Origin of the sequence: Ensifer sp. SL37, assembly GCF_026672675.1 — a bacterium.
Lineage (GTDB): Bacteria > Pseudomonadota > Alphaproteobacteria > Rhizobiales > Rhizobiaceae > Ensifer > Ensifer adhaerens.
This window is the reverse complement of sequence record NZ_JAPPRN010000001.1, coordinates 1673772-1690242: the sequence shown is the minus strand read 5'-3', so window position 1 is coordinate 1690242 and position 16471 is coordinate 1673772. Positions and strand designations below refer to the sequence as shown.

At 61.5% G+C, this 16471-nt stretch carries 14 protein-coding genes; 6 read left to right on the top strand and 8 right to left on the bottom strand.

Annotated elements, in window-relative coordinates:
* Positions 1–121: 121 nt before the first annotated feature.
* The 3 genes from OVA00_RS07655 to OVA00_RS39935 all read left to right on the top strand — a co-directional run bounded on the left by OVA00_RS07655 (position 122) and on the right by OVA00_RS39935 (position 4146).
* On the top strand, positions 122–1282 hold the full coding sequence (locus OVA00_RS07655) for a glycosyltransferase family 4 protein (protein ID WP_252160590.1): 1161 nt from the start codon (positions 122–124) through the stop codon (positions 1280–1282).
* A gap of 1043 nt (positions 1283–2325) precedes the next feature.
* Complete coding sequence (locus tag OVA00_RS07650; RefSeq protein WP_268088513.1) at positions 2326–3660, top strand: alginate O-acetyltransferase AlgX-related protein; 1335 nt, start codon at positions 2326–2328, stop codon at positions 3658–3660.
* Positions 3661–3996: 336 nt separating this feature from the next.
* The gene (locus OVA00_RS39935) at positions 3997–4146 is read left to right on the top strand and encodes a hypothetical protein (RefSeq protein WP_192441782.1); all 150 of its coding nucleotides are present in this window, start codon (positions 3997–3999) and stop codon (positions 4144–4146) included.
* A gap of 520 nt (positions 4147–4666) precedes the next feature.
* On the opposite strand, the gene OVA00_RS07635 is transcribed toward OVA00_RS39935, so the two are convergent.
* Positions 4667–5515, bottom strand: coding sequence for a class I SAM-dependent methyltransferase (locus OVA00_RS07635; protein ID WP_268088480.1), 849 nt, complete (start codon positions 5513–5515; stop codon positions 4667–4669).
* A 235-nt stretch (positions 5516–5750) separates the two neighbouring features.
* On the opposite strand from OVA00_RS07635, the gene OVA00_RS07630 reads away from it, so the two are divergent.
* Complete coding sequence (locus OVA00_RS07630) at positions 5751–7559, top strand: ABC transporter ATP-binding protein/permease (RefSeq protein ID WP_113136262.1); 1809 nt, start codon at positions 5751–5753, stop codon at positions 7557–7559.
* A 122-nt stretch (positions 7560–7681) separates the two neighbouring features.
* Here OVA00_RS07630 and OVA00_RS07625 read toward each other — a convergent pair whose 3' ends face one another.
* Both OVA00_RS07625 and OVA00_RS07620 read right to left on the bottom strand, forming a co-directional pair.
* The gene (locus OVA00_RS07625) at positions 7682–8509 is read right to left on the bottom strand and encodes a bifunctional allantoicase/(S)-ureidoglycine aminohydrolase (protein WP_034797912.1); all 828 of its coding nucleotides are present in this window, start codon (positions 8507–8509) and stop codon (positions 7682–7684) included.
* A gap of 69 nt (positions 8510–8578) precedes the next feature.
* On the bottom strand, positions 8579–9265 hold the full coding sequence (locus tag OVA00_RS07620; protein ID WP_051659389.1) for a GntR family transcriptional regulator: 687 nt from the start codon (positions 9263–9265) through the stop codon (positions 8579–8581).
* 192 nt (positions 9266–9457) lie between these two features.
* Here OVA00_RS07620 and OVA00_RS07615 point away from each other — a divergent pair, with 192 nt between their 5' ends.
* Together OVA00_RS07615 and OVA00_RS07610 are read left to right on the top strand one after the other, a co-directional pair.
* Positions 9458–10102 carry a flavin reductase family protein gene (locus OVA00_RS07615; RefSeq protein ID WP_060521104.1) on the top strand — a complete coding sequence of 215 codons (645 nt, stop codon included), beginning with the start codon at positions 9458–9460 and terminating at the stop codon, positions 10100–10102.
* 3 nt (positions 10103–10105) lie between these two features.
* Positions 10106–10837, top strand: coding sequence for an aspartate/glutamate racemase family protein (locus OVA00_RS07610; RefSeq protein ID WP_268088478.1), 732 nt, complete (start codon positions 10106–10108; stop codon positions 10835–10837).
* A gap of 65 nt (positions 10838–10902) precedes the next feature.
* Here OVA00_RS07610 and OVA00_RS07605 read toward each other — a convergent pair whose 3' ends face one another.
* From OVA00_RS07605 to OVA00_RS07585, 5 genes are all read right to left on the bottom strand, one after another.
* Entirely contained in the window at positions 10903–11550 is a 648-nt protein-coding gene (locus tag OVA00_RS07605) for a YceH family protein (protein WP_060529198.1), read from the bottom strand.
* Positions 11551–11834: 284 nt separating this feature from the next.
* Positions 11835–12815: an ABC transporter ATP-binding protein gene (locus OVA00_RS07600; RefSeq protein WP_268088477.1), complete on the bottom strand. Its 981-nt coding sequence runs from the start codon at positions 12813–12815 to the stop codon at positions 11835–11837.
* Complete coding sequence (locus tag OVA00_RS07595; RefSeq protein ID WP_034797922.1) at positions 12812–13798, bottom strand: ABC transporter ATP-binding protein; 987 nt, start codon at positions 13796–13798, stop codon at positions 12812–12814. Before OVA00_RS07595 ends, OVA00_RS07600 begins: the two co-directional genes overlap by 4 nt.
* On the bottom strand, positions 13795–15279 hold the full coding sequence (locus OVA00_RS07590) for an amidohydrolase family protein (protein WP_060529199.1): 1485 nt from the start codon (positions 15277–15279) through the stop codon (positions 13795–13797). Before OVA00_RS07590 ends, OVA00_RS07595 begins: the two co-directional genes overlap by 4 nt.
* Positions 15276–16469: an amidohydrolase family protein gene (locus OVA00_RS07585; RefSeq protein ID WP_268088512.1), complete on the bottom strand. Its 1194-nt coding sequence runs from the start codon at positions 16467–16469 to the stop codon at positions 15276–15278. The genes OVA00_RS07590 and OVA00_RS07585 overlap by 4 nt, the downstream gene beginning before the upstream one ends.
* Positions 16470–16471: the final 2 nt, after the last annotated feature.

Genomic DNA, 16471 nt, shown 5'->3' with positions numbered 1-16471 from the left:
CCGGCATATTTTTTGGCTTCGGAAGAAGTCAGTCAGCACGCCGAAAGAGCGATTGCGAAGTATTTAAGGAACCCGTAACATAACTTGATGAGTTGAGAGGAGCGAAAGTGCAGGAATCGGAGTGGTCGACCTCACCAACGCGCGCATAACCATCATTGTTTCTGCACTCGGCGCCGGGGGTACCGAGCACGTCGTCAGTCTCGTTGCCAGCCACTGGGCCCGCCTCGGCTGCACCGTCACGGTGATTACGCTCGAAGCGCCGACCTCCGAACCCTATTACAGGCTCGATCCGCGCGTCACCATCGAGCGGCTCGACGTGCCGGTTCAGAAGGCTGGCAAGCTGCGGGCCGCCTGGCTGGTGGCAAGGCGGCTCTACCGACTGCGCTCCACGATCAGCCGCACCCGTCCCGACTTCGTCCTGAGCTTCCTGACGCGCACGAACGTGTTGACGCTGCTCGCAACACGAGGCCTCAGGCTTCCGGTGATCGTGTCCGAGCGCAACAACCCGGCGGTGCAGCCCTTCGGCCCCTTCTGGAAATGGCTGCAGCTTCGTCTCTACCCGCGCGCCTTTGCGCTGGTGACGATGACCAAGGGCGCGCTGGACTATTTCCCGCCGAATGTTCGCCGCTCCAGCCGGGTGATCGCCAATGCGATCAATCTGCCCGACGGCTGGCAAAAGAAGCGCGGCAACAATGTGCTCACCGCCGTCGGGCGCCTGACTGAGCAAAAGGGCTTCGATCTGCTGCTCGAAGCCTTCGCAAAGGTGGCCAGCGACCACCCCGAATGGAAGCTCGTCATCTGGGGCGAAGGCGAGGCGAGAAAAGCGCTGGAAGCCCAGCGCAACGCGCTCGGATTGGCCGACCGGGTGGAAATGCCCGGCGTCACCGCAAAACCCGGTCTCTGGGTCGAAACCGCCGACCTCTTCGTCCTGTCATCCCGCTACGAAGGCTGGGGCATCGCCCTGCTTGAAGCGATGGCCGCAGGCCTCCCCGTCGTCTCCTTCGCCTGCGAATGGGGCCCGACCGACATGATTGCCAACGGCGACGACGGCATTCTCGTCGAAAACGGCGACATCAACGCCCTGGCCGAAGCCCTCTCCAACCTGATGGGCGACGAGACCCTGCGCGCCCGTCTCGCGGCCAACGCCGAAGCCAATGTCAGACGCTACGACGCCGAACATATCCTCTCCCAATGGGACGCCGTGGCGTTGGCGGCGCGCGAGCGCACGGCCCCCGACAAGACCGAAATCCTGCGCCGTGCTCCACTTCGACTAGACGCTTGATGTTCGCTTGCACGAAGCGCTGTGTTGGAGTTCGTGCGGGGTCCGGATGCGAGACCCACATCGCTAACGCGTAGGCTTGTGTATGTTGAGAGCAAGCGGGTCGGTCGATCTGTGGAGGGCCTGTCGCTCAGTCAGAGCCGTCGGCTTCTGTAACGGACCATCTGCCAAATCCCCGATAAAGCGTATCTTATCGCCGGTTTCATGCTTTGGAACGGAATCGCCGCCTAACGACCACCTTGACTCGCGCAACCCACGATATAATCTTATTTTAGGAAGTTCCGATGTTGCGGGGCCGCACATGTTTACATCGGTCACCTTATTCGCAATCCACGGTATAAATCCGGCCCCCTGGAAGGATAAGCTATTTCCCGTGTTCGAACTGCGGCAGACTGTGGAATGCTTAAATGCGACGGATGTCAAGGAGGGGCCAAAGTCGATCAACTCATTCATCATTGCGACCTGCAGCGACGTACTTGACGTCACCGTCCAATGCCCTGGTGTTCACCTGCTGGACTGCCTCGGTCCACTATCGAAACGTTCGATCGGCAGATAATGTCGGGATTTCCGGTTCTGACGGCCGCAATGCGATAATGGAAGCAGTGGAAGAAACGCTTCGGTGGCAGGCGTGGACCCAAAAGGGTCTGCTTTCACAGGAAGGGAAACAAAGGTGTCTGCTCAGGCCCTCAATCTGGTCCCTGACTTCACGCCAGTCGCCAGCCCTCGATCCAGCAGTATGTCGGAGGCTTTCGTCAAAACACTGAAACGCGACCATATGCATCTCGCTTTGCGTTCGCCGACAAGTGCTCCGGAACTCGGTAGACGTATCGAGGTTTACAGCGGGATCCATCCCCGCTTGGCGCCGAAAGTGGCATCACCCAGGCACATTAACCCGTTTTAATACCTGACTCGTCAGGAGAAATGGTGCACTCCCTAACGCTGGCGCTTTTTCAGAGACGCTCAATGGGAGTAGTATATGCAAGTAAATATCTACACGATTTTAGTGAGTTGCATGAAAAAGAATTATACAATTGGATGTTAGCGTGATGATTTCTAGAAAAACTTCGGCGATTTTATGTGGGGTACTTGCATCCTATTGGCTGCTGAGCCCAATCTACGCTGTTTGGCATTTCGATGAGTATGCCTCCACCGCCCCCCTCCTTGTGCGATACGTTCTCGTCCCTGCCGCATTATCGCTGATCGTCCTTTGTGTGGGACTCCTCGCTCCCCCAAGGGTGGCGACCGGCGTGGGTATCTACGGCTTGAGCATCCTGATGGGACTTTTTCTCTTCGAGGCGCTGCTCACCGTGCGCTCCGTACCGGTTCGTCTATCGATGCTCGGGCAGCTGTCACAGCAGCAAAGCGAGGCGATGGCGCAACGCGAAGACATGGTCCGAGGATTCACGCTCGCACAGCTCAATAAGCTATCCGGCGCAACCAAATTACGCGAAGCCGTTCTGTCAGGGTTCCCGAAGACGCAAGTCGTGCTTTGCTCTGGACCGGATAGTGTTGTTAGTTACCGCGCCGATCGCTACGGCTTCAACAATCCGGATGCTCTGTATGAGACAACGCGTTTAGAATCTATGTTGCTAGGAGATTCTTTCGTTGAGGGCTTTTGTTTGCCGCCGGAAGAAAACATGGTGTCGCAGCTGCGCCGAGAAGGCATTCATGCCATCGGCATGGGAATTCGCGGTAACGGACCGCTGACAGAGCTGGCGACGCTGGGGCGGTTTGGCCCGATGTTCAAACCCCGCCACGTCTTTATGGTTTTTTTTGAGGGCAATGACTGGGAAAACCTCCAAGCCGAACTTGAGCGGCCCTGGCTGCGTCCGGCTCTCGCCGAAAGCGCCGATTATGGAACGCCTTCAACCGCAAACGAGATGATGCAGCGCGCAAAGTCGATGATGGACGATCTCAATAGCCGACCAGTAACAGCCGCCGACCTTTTTACAAAAACCGAGATCCTTCGGAATTTTATCGCACTGCAGCAAACTTTCACCCGGCTCGGGCTAATCTTTCCGAAAGCGACGCCTGCTATTCCCGAGTTCGGCGAAGTCCTCCGCAGAGCAAAAACCATGGCGATCGGGTGGAGGGGATCATTCACATTGGTCTATGTGCCACAGCTCGACCGATTTATCGGACCTCTGCCAGCGGCGCATGCTTATGAACCGCTGCGAACTCGGGTTCTGGGAAGCGCTTCCGAGGCAGGGGTAGACGTAATCGATCTAACCTCAGCACTCGAGAAAGAACTCCAACCAGAAACCTTTTATGGCCCGGACGGACACTTCAACAGCCGGGGGGCTGCATTCGCGGCCACTATTTTGGCCGCCCATTTGCGGGGCCTCGCGGTTGTGCCTTCGGTAGCCAACTTTAGACCTTAGCGGTGCCGGTTTTCAGCTTTCATGGCGGCCAGACAAACCCAGGCTGGCGACGCCGCGCGGAGTTGCCCCATAACCGGGCATGCTCAGGTTTGAGATTGCGAGCTGATGGACTCGCGCGGCGATTGATTTCTTAACGCCGCTCCATGCCGATGCCGCGCAGCAAGGACGCGGCGTCCCTTGCGATGAAGCAGGATTCTTAGCACCTATGGAAGGGTTGAGTTTCGGCGACTGAGCCGTCCGTGCGCGCAGCTTTTCGCTACAAGCGCGCACCGCGGCCATGGTCAGCGGAATTTCTCTAGAATGTGAATGCTCACAACCATTCCGGAGGGACCGACCATGATCGTTTCAAACACTATACCCGCTGATGCCGTACTGGTAGCTATGGATATCGCCAAGGCCCGCAATGACGTATTCATCGAGCGCCTGGCGACAAGCGCCGTCGTCGGCTGCAGGTCCTCGACATGCGCGCGGAACAAGATCGGCTGATCAAGAATCTCCAATGTTATGGTCTACCAGTCATTTGCGGCTTCGAAGCAACTATCACCGACCCATTGCATGGCGACTGGCTGAAGCGAGCTTTGGGGTGCGGCTGGTATCATTATTGCTGACGAGCGCGACGCTGGCCGACGCCGGAAACCCCAATTTCCTTGCACCAATTAATAACCTACTGGTCCTTAAGTACGGCGGCATGATTGCGGCCGCCGACGTTCGATCCCTGTTCGGCTGCAAGAACCAAGCACACCGGTAAAGTTGTCCGAGCGCATATACCAGGCCCAAAGGGTGGGAGGACGTTGCCCATGGGATAGCCGAGCACGTTTTCTGCTACCGACGCGTAGATCTCCTCAAGCGGCTTTGGCGTTCTGGGAAGCGGGGCAGAAAAGCTCCCCCGCACCATGTCGGGCATGTTGCGCCATGCCGGTCGTTCCCGGACCTGTCTGAGATAGTCGATCGCATCGCCGACGATCCGATGCGACAGAGCCCGCTCCCGCTCCGTCGTTCTCTTCTGCTATGGTCGCGTGCCGGCGATAATCGTTGCCGTCGAGCGCAGTTCCACCTTTCCCGCCCGGATCGCCTGGCCTGCCAGGTCGAGAACCTCGCTGCGGATGCGGTTGCGCTTCTGATCATCCGCATGTGCCAGTCCGGCGACGACGGGTGCGGCGATCTCGGTCATGAAGGCCCAGTAGTCCTCCGGGGTCTCGTGGACCATCGTGGTGGTGATCTCTTCCTCGTGGATGTCGTGCAATCCCGCATCCTCGAAAACGGCCTTCATCAGGCCTGCAGACGCGCAGCGAAACAGGCCGGGCGCGCCGACCGGAGGCTTCGGCATGTCGACGTGCCGGGCGATCGTCGCCATGATCGTCGTTGCCCAGGCGTTCTTTTCCGGTGCACCCCACACCGCAGCGCATACACGCGACTGGGGCTTTGCGACCCTCGTCAACTGTTGGGCTGCCGCTGCAACGTCGGGAAAAAACATGAAACCGAACCGGCAGAGGACGGCGTCGAATGTTGCTTCCGGAAACGGCAAGGCGCCAGCGTCGCAGGCCCTCGTTTCGAAATTTGTAAGACCGCGATGCCTGGCGTTCTCCGTCGCCACCTGCAACATGCGCTCTGAAAGGTCGGTGACAGTCACGCGGCCCTTCGGTATCGACGCCGCCACCGTCAGGCCTGGTTCTCCAGTTCCCGCAGCGACGTCAAGCACCCGGTCGCCGTCCTTGATGGTCGCCTGCCGGATCATTGCCTCGCCGAAGGGAGCGAGCCATCCGAGCACCAGTGCGTCCCACTTCTTCCAGCCGGCGGAGAAGCGGTCCCAGGTCTCTCTTTGCTGATCGCGGATTTGATCGAGATGCGCCGACATGCAGGCTCCTCCCTCGGTGCCGTGTTCCGACCTCGCTCACGAAACTATGAACCCTCTGCGGAGGGTTGCAATTCAACTTTCCGCCGCAATTCGGGCAGTGTGCCGCATTGTCACGGATTTGACGATCCGCGCTGTGACCGCGGTTACATGTGGGCGCAGACAATCCGCGCTAGGGAGAGAGGGTAAGGCAGGCTATATTCTACTCGAGGAGACCGGGAAGGAGAGATTCGCACCGATGTCGAACCGGACGAACGGCAAAAATAGCGGCCGGATAGAACCCAGCGACGAACAATCCCTCGGTGATCAATTGCGGATGATGCATCGGGCCTTCATGGCCTCGCCACTGCGCAACAAGATCATCTGGTTGAGCATAAGCATCATCGTCGTCATCGTTGTGACAGCCTTTGGTCAGATTATCCTCAACCGATGGTACAAGCCGTTCTACGACACGCTCGAGCGACGCGACCTTCCGGCCTTTCTCCATCAGCTCGTCGTCTTCGCCCAGATCGCCGGCGTGCTCCTCGTTCTCAATGTTTTGCAAACCTGGCTCGGCCAGGTCATCAAGCTGCGGCTGCGCGAAGGCCTGACCCAGGACCTGATCACCGAATGGATGCGCCCGACGCGCGCGTTCCGGCTGGCGAATGCCGGCGCCATCGGCATCAACCCGGACCAGCGCATCCATGAGGACGCGCGCCACCTGACCGATCTCTCGGCCGGACTTTCGATCGGCCTCTTCCAATCCGGCATTCTGCTGGTGAGCTTTATCGGCGTGCTGTGGTCACTGTCCGACGGTTTCGTCTTCCATGTCGCGAGCTATTCCTTCGACATTCCCGGCTACATGGTCTGGGCCGCGATCCTCTATGCGGGCACCGCCTCCTGGCTGAGCTGGCTCGTCGGCCGGCCTCTGGTGGCGCTCAATGGCGAACACTATGCCCGGGAGGCGGCGCTGCGCTTCTCGCTGATGCGCGTCAACGAACATATCGAGGCCGTGTCGCTTTCATCAGGCGAGGCCAATGAGAAAAAGCGGCTGCAGCGCGACCTCGCCTCGGTGCTAGAGATCAGCTACGGCCTGCTGCGTGCGGTTACGCGGCTCACCTGGGTGACCGGCGGCTATGGCTGGATCACCGTCGTCGCACCGATCGTCATTGCTGCACCGGTCTATTTCGCCGGCGATCTGAGCTTCGGTGGGTTGATGATGGCCGTCGGCGCCTTCAATCAGGTGCATGCGTCGCTGCGTTGGTTCGTCGACAATATCGGCGCGATCGCCGACTGGCGCGCCACATTGCTGCGCGTCGCCGCCTTCCGCTCGGCGCTCTTGATGACCGACGAACGGCATGAGGGCGACAAGCGCATCGACTTCAGGACCTCCGATACGCCGCAGATGAGCTTCGACAACATTGAGATCGTCTCGCCGACCGGCTGCATCCAGCTTCGCGAAGCGAGCGTCACCATCGATCCGGGCGAACGCGTGCTCGTCACCGGCGCGCCGGAAGTGGAAAAGGCGCCGTTCTTCCGCGCGATCGCCGGGCTCTGGCCCTGGGGGCACGGCCGCATTGCGCTGCCGGTCGACGACGGCCTCGCCTTTGTGCCGAAGTCTCCCTATTTCCCGCCGGGCACGCTTGGAGAAGTCCTCGCCTATCCGAGCCCGCCCGATACCTACAGCAAGGGCGAACTCGCCGCCGTTCTCTCCAAGGTCGGCCTTGGCCGCCTGAGCGGCCGGCTCGACCAGGATGCGCGAAAGCAGATGAACCTCAGCGAGGCCGAGCAGCGCCTACTCGCCATCGCTAGGCTCAGCCTGCACAAGCCGCGCTGGCTGATCATCGACGAAGCGCTCGATACCCTTGAGGACGACGCCTACCAGCGCGTGCTGAAGTTCATGGACGACGAGCTTCAAGGTGTTGCGATCGTCAACATCGGACGCACCGAACGCGGCAGCGACTTCTTTACCCGCGTGCTCCACCTCGACAAGAACCCGACCGGCAACACGCTCAGGCGTCTCCAGCCGCGCAGCCTGCAGCCGGCCGATCCGCAACTGGTGGACTGAGAACGTGAACGTGCCCTTCCGTTAAACGACGGGGTGCGACTGCCGCCATAGTCATTTGATTGCAAAGAAAAACCGCGCGTTCAGTGGAATGCGCGGTTTTGTCTATCCTAGAGTGGGCTCGCTTAACGCGAGCGCAGCTTCATGTGGCGGTTCACGTCCTTGTATAGCAGGTAGCGGAACTTGCCCGGACCGCCAGCATAGCAGGCCTGCGGGCAGAAAGCGCGCAGCCACATGTAATCGCCGGCCTCGACCTCGACCCAGTCCTGATTGAGCCGGTAGACGGCCTTGCCTTCGAGCACATAAAGGCCGTGTTCCATCACGTGCGTCTCGGCAAAGGGAATGATCGCGCCGGGCTCGAAGGTTACGATCGTCATGTGCATGTCGTGGCGCAGGTCCGTCGGGTCGACGAAGCGGGTCGTTGCCCACTTGCCTTCCGTGCCCGGCATCGGCGACGGGGTGATTTCGGCCTCGTTGGTGAAGAAGGCCTCCGGCGCGGGCAGGCCATCGACATACTCGTAAGCCTTGCGCACCCAGTGGAAGCGAACGATCGCTTCACTTCCGTTGCGAACGGTCCAGTTGCTCGCCGGCGGAATGAAGGCGAAGCCGCCCGGCTGCATCTTATGCGCCTTACCGTCGAGCGTGATGGTCAATTCGCCCTCGACGACGAAGATCGCGCCCTCGGCGCCTTCGTCGAGTTCCGGCCGGTCGCTGCCGCCGCCCGGAGCGATTTCCATGATATATTGTGAAAATGTTTCAGCAAAACCGGAGAGCGGCCGGGAAAGTATCCACAGCCGGGTCTTGTCCCAGAACGGCAAATAGCTGGTGACGATGTCCATCATCGTCCCCTTCGGAATCACTGCATAGGCTTCGGTGAAGACCGCGCGATCCGAAAGGAGTTGGGTTTGGGGCGGGTTGCCGCCATGCGGCGCATAGTAACTACGGTTGGTCATATCTTCCTTCAGTCTGCTTGCAGGCACCGCCTCCTCTAAAGTGCGGTGCAATGGGTCGCGCGCGCCGCATCAAAGCAATGCGGTGCGAAGATCGCGGGGCTGGTCTTTCTCCTCGTCCAGGTCCAGCTCCGCTTCGACGTGGTTCAGGTGCTCGGCCATTTCCTTGATCGCGCTCGCGACGTCGCGTGACGCGATGTACTCGACCACGGCCAGATGTTCGTCCGGTCCGCAATTGTGCAGGTGGTTCGACCGGTACATTGCGGTGATCAGGGATGTCCGGGACACGAGGTCGCGCAGGATACCGAAGAGGAAGGCAGACCCCGAAAGCTCCGCGAGCAACAGGTGGAAACCACCGGAAAGCCGAACGATATCAGAGAGATTGCCGGATCGGCCGGCAATGCGCTCCTCTTCGATATGGGCGCGCAACCGGACGAGATCCTTGGGATTGGCGCGCTCGCAAAGCCGCTCGACGACCCGCTGTTCGATCGCCCTGCGGGCAACGAAGACATCGCGTGCCTCGTCTACCGAAGGCTCGGAGACGAAGGCGCCCCGGTTCGGCATGATCGTCACCAGGCCATCGCGCTCGAGCGCTGTCAGTGCCTGGCGGATGCGAGCCCTGCTGACGGAGAATATTTCGGCAAGTTGTTCTTCTTTCAATCGCGTTCCCGGCCGTAGCCGACGCTCTGCGATCGCAAGCCAGATCTTCTCGCAAATGATCGCCGTCGGAGCACCGGCGACTTCGTCCGCGTTATACATGAAATCTCCCTTAGCCGTTCGCTTACTCTCGCCGTGCGGCGCTCAAAGTCAATTCCATCCGCTGCAGTTAGATATTGACTACAAAATTGTAGACAATATTGTGTACCGCAACTTGATGTGCAATGGCAACCGCTTAAACACGACCGTGCGACCGGCAAATAGACCGGGCCGCGGCGCCAATTGAGAGCTCCGATGGACTTCGATTTCACAGAACTGCCGGCCCAGGACCGTTACCGCCTGCTGACGAACTTCATCGGTCCGCGACCGATCGCGCTGGTCTCGACGCTCTCGCCGAGCGGACAGGACAATGCCGCGCCGATGAGCTTTTTCAATGTCTTCTCGCACGACCCGCCGATCGTCATTCTCGGTATCCAGACCCGCCCGAACGGGGAAGAGAAGGACACGGTCGCCAATATCCGGCGCACCAACGAGTTCGTCGTCAACATGGTGGACATGGCGATCGCCGACCAGATGCTGGTCTGCGGCCTGTCCTTCGAGCCGGATGTCGACGAAGTGGCAATCGCCGGACTGACGGCGGCTGACGGCCTCAAAGTCAGCGCCCGCCGTATCGTCGAGTCACCCTGCTCGATGGAATGCCGCGTTGAGCGGCTGATCGAATATGACCGCCGCGTCATCGTTCTCGGCGAGGTCGTGCATATGCACGTGCGTAAGGATTGCCTCGACGAGGAAGGCCGCTACGTCGACCCGTCCCAATACCAGCCGATCGCACGGCTGCACGCCAACAACTACATCACATCGGATCGTCAGTTCGTCATGCCGACGCCCGACATTACCGCCTATGCCCCCCCTGCAAACGCCATGCGGAAGACGAGCTGATCCATGCGTATCCTGCTGATCAATCCGAACTCCACCCGCTCGATGACCGAACAGGCGCATCGCAGCGCCGAGCGCGTCGCTGCATCCGACACCCAGCTCGAATCAATCAACCCGACATCGAGCCCAGCCAGCATCGAAGGCCATGCCGACGAAGCGATGGCTGTGCCAGCGATGCTTGCGGAAATCCGCAAAGGCGAAGCGCGCGGCATCGATGCCTATGTAATCGCCTGCTTCGACGATCCCGGACTTGGCGCTGCACGCGAGATCGCTCGCGGTCCGGTCATCGGCATCTGTCAGGCGGCCGTACAGGTGGCGATGAACATTGCGACCCGCTTTACGATCATCACCACCCTGTCCCGCTCCGTGCCGATCATCGAGGACCTCGCCGAGGCCTACGGTGCCGGCCATCGCTGCCGAAAGGTGCGATCGGTCGACATGCCCGTGCTGGCGCTGGAGGAGGATCTGGTCCACACCGAGGAGATGCTGGTTCAGGAGATCCTGAAAGCACGCCAGGAGGATGGCGCCGAAGCGATCATTCTCGGCTGTGCCGGTATGTCTGAGCTCTGCGACCGCCTGAAGGCGCGTACCGGCATGCCTGTGATCGACGGCGTCACGGCAGCCGTGAAGCTTGCCGAGGCGCTCGTCGGGGGCGGTTATGCCACCTCGAAGGTAGGTGCGTACGACTATCCGCGCGCCAAGGAAGCGCCGGCCTGCCGGCTGGTCGACGCCAGCTGAGCGCATCCGAATATGTCACCGGGCGCACATGGCGCCCGGGACATTTTGTTTCCGGCGCCGCGCTATCAGCGCGTCAGGGCGTCAAGCTGCTCCTCGAGCGTCGCCACCTTCCGCTCAAGCGCTTCCAGTCGTTCTTCGAGAGCCGATAGGGCCGAACCGCTTGGCGCCGACGACACGGCCGCCCTTTCGGCAGGCTGCTCGACTTCACCACACAAGAGATGCGCGAAGCGGTCTTCGCGCTGGCCGGCGCCCCGGTTCAGTTGAACGATGAGCGGCGGCCGGCGGCCCATCATCAGATCCAGATTGTCCTTCAGCTCCTCGATCGACGAGAACCGCGCCATGCGCTCGCTGCGCGCCCAAAGCTCGTAGGCGGTCTGCGGGCCGCGCAGAAGAAGCAGGCCGAGCACGACGATCTGCGGCGACGTCAGCGAGAAGCGGTTGGCTGCGAGGTGCTCGTAGCGCTCGACCCGCGAGGCAAATGCTTGCCGGACCAACCCTTTCTGCCCCAGAGACGAGAGAGCGCGGTGGATCTCGACCTGCTCGAGCGCCATGACGGGATCGCGCGCCGTTTTCTGGTTGGCAGCCGAATGCGCCGAATTGAGCGTCAGCGGATAGACGTCGGGCGTCGTTTCCTTCTTCTCGATCAGGCATCCGAGAACGCGGGCTTCAACGGCATTGAGGACGGGGAAATCGGTGTCGGAGGTCGTGTTCATAAGCCAACTCTTCAAATCAACGCATTTCGATCCCGGCCGGATGTCCCGAGCGGGAAGCGGTCCGACCATAGGCCCCTACCCTAACGTGAGTGTTGGAGCCCGGGAATGTTCATCGGTCTATTTCGTTGAATTCCGGTTAGCAGCCTAGCACTTGCCCCACGACAGCGATGCGAAAGGGGCATGCGAACTGCTTGGCGCAAATACTGAAAATCGCCGGCGGCAAAAAAAGAGGCTCCGCGACTGGTACGACACGGAGCCCAAGTCTTCAGGGAAAGAGGTGGGCGTTACGCTGCGTTGATCGCCTTCACAGTTTCTTCGATGCGATGGCAGGCGGCACGCGAGCCGTCAGCGAAGCTGCGCATCTCCGGCCGCTCGCTCTTGCAGCGCTGGTCTGCAAACGGGCAACGCGGATGGAAGGTACAGCCGGACGGCGGGTTCAGCGGGCTCGGCACTTCGCTCGCCGCAATGCTGCGCCCGCGCTTTGGATGGGTAATATCCGGGATCGTCTCCAGCAGCAGCTGGGTATAGGGATGCCTCGGATTGGCAAAGAGCGTCTCGGTGTCGGCCTCCTCGACGATGCGTCCGAGATACATCACGGCGATCCGGTCCGACATGTGGCGAACCACGCTCATGTCGTGGCTGATGAACAGATAGGTCAGCCCCATCTCGTCCTGCAGCTTGCGCATGAGGTTGAGGATCTGCGCCTGGACCGACACGTCGAGCGCCGAGGTCGGCTCGTCGCAGACGAGGAACTCCGGCTCGCCGGCAAGCGCGCGGGCAATCGAGATACGCTGGCGCTGGCCTCCGGAAAACTCGTGCGGGAACTTAGCACCGTCCGAGGGCGCAAGGCCGACGATCGTCAGCAGTTCGCCGACCCGGTCCATGACCTCGGCTTCGGAGTTGCGCAGCTTCAACTCGCGCAGCGGTTCGGCGATGATGTTGCGCACCCGCCAGCGCGGATTGAGGCTTGCATAGGGATCCTGGAAGATCATTTGGGCCGAGAGCGGCTCGCCGTTCTTGCTCGGTGCAAACCGCACCTCGCCTTCGCTGGCGCGATAAAGACCTGTGACCAGCCGCGCCACCGTCGACTTGCCGCAGCCAGATTCGCCAACGAGGCTCAGACAGCCGCCCATGGGCACGCTGAAGCTGATATCGTCCACGGCGCGCACGAACTGCCGCGGTTTGCGCTCGATGACCCGGTTCAGCCAGGGTGCCGAAACGTCGAAATTGCAGGTCAGGTCGTTGACCGTCAGGGCATCACTCATAGCACTCCTCCTGCATTGAGCCAGCATGCGGCGACGCCGGTCCCGACCGGCGCCGGTTCGGGCCTATCCTTGCGGCAACGCGGCCCGGCATCCGGGCAGCGCGGGTTGAAGGCGCAGCCGGCGGGGATCGCGTTCAGCCGCGGCATGGAACCGTCGATCTGGTTCAGCCGCTCGACGCGGCGGCCAAGCGCCGGGATCGAGCCCATCAGGCCCCGCGTATAGGGATGACGGGCGTTTTTCAGCACCTCGGCGACAGGGCCGATTTCGACGAGCCGCCCGGCATACATGACCGCGACGCGATCGGCCGTCTCGGCAATCACGCCCATGTCGTGGGTGACGAGCATGACCGCCGTTCCGTGATCATCGCAAAGACGGCGAAGCAGCGAGGTGATCTGCGCCTGGATCGAGACGTCGAGCGCCGTCGTCGGTTCGTCGGCGATGATCAGCTTCGGTTCCGCAGCAAGTGCCAGGGCGATGACGACGCGCTGGCGCATGCCACCCGAGAACTGATGCGGGTAGTGGTCATAGCGTGCCTCGGGCGCCGGAATGCCAACTTCCTTCAGGAGCTGGATCGCCCGCGCCTTGGCATCGGCCTTGGAAAGCTTCAGGTGAAGGCGGATGGTTTCAACTAGCTGCGCCCCGACGGTGAAGAGCGGGTTCAGCGAGGTCAACGGGTCCTGGAAGATCGCCCCGATCTGCCGGCCGCGCACCTGCTGCATCTGCTTGTCGTCGAGCTGGTCGATGCGGCGGCCGCCGACCCAGACCTCGCCGCCGGAAATGCGGCCAGGCGGCTCCAGAAGACCCTGGACGGCAAGACCGGTCATCGACTTCCCGGCGCCGGATTCACCAACGACGCCAAGAATTTCGCCGGGGCGAATGCTGAGCGAAACGTCGGATAGCGCCTGCACCGTTCCATGGCGGCCAGGGAATTCGACGCAGAGACCGCGCACGTCGAGCACGGCCGATGAGGTATGTTCAGTCATCGCTGCACCTCCAATGGGTAGCTCGGCGGGAAGATCTCGCTGACAGGCGGGTGACCGAAGCTCCGCTCCGGATACTTGGCAATCAGGCCATCGAACTGGACCTGTGCCTGCGCGCGTGCCGCGTTCATGTCGAAGCCTGCCACCTCGCCATATCGCATCGACAGACGGCCATCGACGAAGACCGCCTTGGTGACGCGTCCGGAACCACCGACGACGAGCGTCGTGATCGGATCGATCGCAGGCGCCATGTGATGGTCCATAAGATCGAACACGGCAATATCGGCACGGGCGCCCGCTTCCAGGCGACCGAGATCCGAGCGACCGAGGGCCTTGGCGCCGCCAAGTGTCGCAGCATCAAAGAGATCGGCGCAGCTGACGGCTGACGGGTCGCCTTCGACGACGCGGGCAGCGATCAGGCCGACGAGTAGGTTCATCAGCATGTCCGGCGGCGTCGTATCGGTGCCCATGGCAATATTGACGCCGCGGGCCTTGACCGAGCGGAACGAGTTGAGCGTGCTGCCGCCGCGGGCCGAAACCAGCGGGCAGTGCACGATACTCACGCCGTTTTCGGCATAGAGACGCAGATCGTTGTCGGTCGCCTGGGTCGCATGCGGCGCAATCAGCCGGTCGCTCAAGAAACCGAAGCTCGCCAGCCATTCCGGCGCCGTCTTGCCATGCAGGCGGCGGACGGTGTCGACCTCCATCGTGCCCTGCGCAGCATGAAGCCGGATCGGGCAATTGAGGTCGCGCGCCGCATCGGCGGTGCGCACCAGCAGTTTCTCGGTGCAGGTTTCCACCCGGTCGGGAGCCAGCAGGCCCTTCACCAAGCCACCATGGCGACCTTCATGGTCACGGATGAAGCCAATCGCGTCGTCAAGGCCCTTCAGACCCCTTGCCTCGTCGAAGATCGCTTCGAGCTGACCCGGCGCCGTCACCATCATGCCGCCGGCGCGATAGGCCGGGCTCAGATAAACGCGAAGACCCAGGTCACCTGCGGCGTCGGATGCGGCGGCGAATTCAGCAACGGTCTCGCCCCATTCGCGATAGAAAAGCGAGGCGATCGGCGCTGCGGTGGTGATGCCATTCAAGAGAAGCTGCGCGAAGGCGAAGCGCTTCTGGAACGCCAGCTCCTCCTGCGTGTACATCTCATAGGGGCCGCGCTCGATGTAGCTCAGCGGCCAGACGCGACCCTTGGCCCAACCAGGCTGATGGTCGATCGCTAAGATCGTCGTGTCGAGATCGGACAGCGCATCGAGGTCGATGAGCCCGGGGCTGATCATGGCCGCGCCGAGATCGATGCGGCGTGCCACCTCTCCTTCGAAACGTGGGCCGACATAGAGCAGCGTGCCGCCCTCGATGACGACTTCGCCGTTCGGGATCAGCCGGTGCGAACCGTCGCGGTGCCCGAGCACCCATTGCGCTGTCAGAAGCGTGCGTCCTTCGGCGCGCTCACCGAGCGTCAAATCCTTGATGTTGGTCATGGGATCGCCACCTCCGCAACGCCGTTGCGGGCGACGACGCGGCCACGCTTGACGACCAGCGGCCGCGGCGCGACGTCGACGACGGCATGCGCCAGCGTCTCGCCGGTGAGCAGGGTGAGATCGGCATCGCAGCCAACGTCGAGGCCATATCCCTTGATATCCATGACGTCGGCGCCGCCCTTGGAGCAGACGTAAAGCGCATGTTCGAGATCGACGTCGCGGCGCAGGCCGTTCTTCATGCCGAGGATGCGGGCACGATCCATCATGTCGGGTTGGCCCCACGGACCCCAGGTGTCGCGGATACCGTCGCAGCCGGCAGCAACCTTCACGCCGGCATCCTTCAGACGCAGGATCGAAGGCACGGTCGAAGACGGAGAGCCTGTCGTGACGATACGGATATCGAGTTCGGCGATCTGTTCGATGAGACCGCCGACGCGCAGATAATCCGGTGCGCCGAGCGCAAAGGCGTGGCTGATTGCGACCTTGCCCTGCATGCCGATCGCGCGGATGCGCTCGAACATCATCTCCATGCTGAAGGCGCCGAGTTCGCCCTGCTCATGCAGGTGAATGTCGATCGGCTTTCCATGTTTTTCGGCAAGGCCGAAGATCGCGTCGAGATGGCCCTTCGGGTCGCGATCGATGCCACAGGGGTCAATGCCGCCAAGGACTTCCGCGCCATTGCTCAGAGCCTTGTCGAGCAACTCGACAGTGCCGGGCCGCGTGACGAGGCCCGACTGCGGGAATGCGACGACCTCGATATCGATGACATCTTTCAGCACCTGGCGGGTCTCGATGATGCCTTCCATCAGCCGAAGGCCGTGGGTGGTGTCGATGTCGACATGGCTGCGGATGTGGCTTGCGCCATTGGCAGCGAGCATGATCGCCTGGCGCATGGACTGACGGTGCGGGTCGATGCCGATTTCCAGCCGCTTTTCGCGTTCGAAATCGATGCGTTCGCGCAGCGTTGCGGTCTTGGCGTTGACGTGCCAGGGCATGCCCCAGACCGACTTGTCGAGATGGGTATGCGCCTCGATCAGACCGGAGATCACGATATGACCGTTGCCGTCTTCCACGGCCACGCCATCGGCGGCGAGGCCCTTGCCGAAGGCGGCGATCTTGCCGTCGCGCACCAGGATGTCGGTCGCTTCGCCGGCATTGGGCCTGACGTTACGGATCAGGAGATTGGACATCA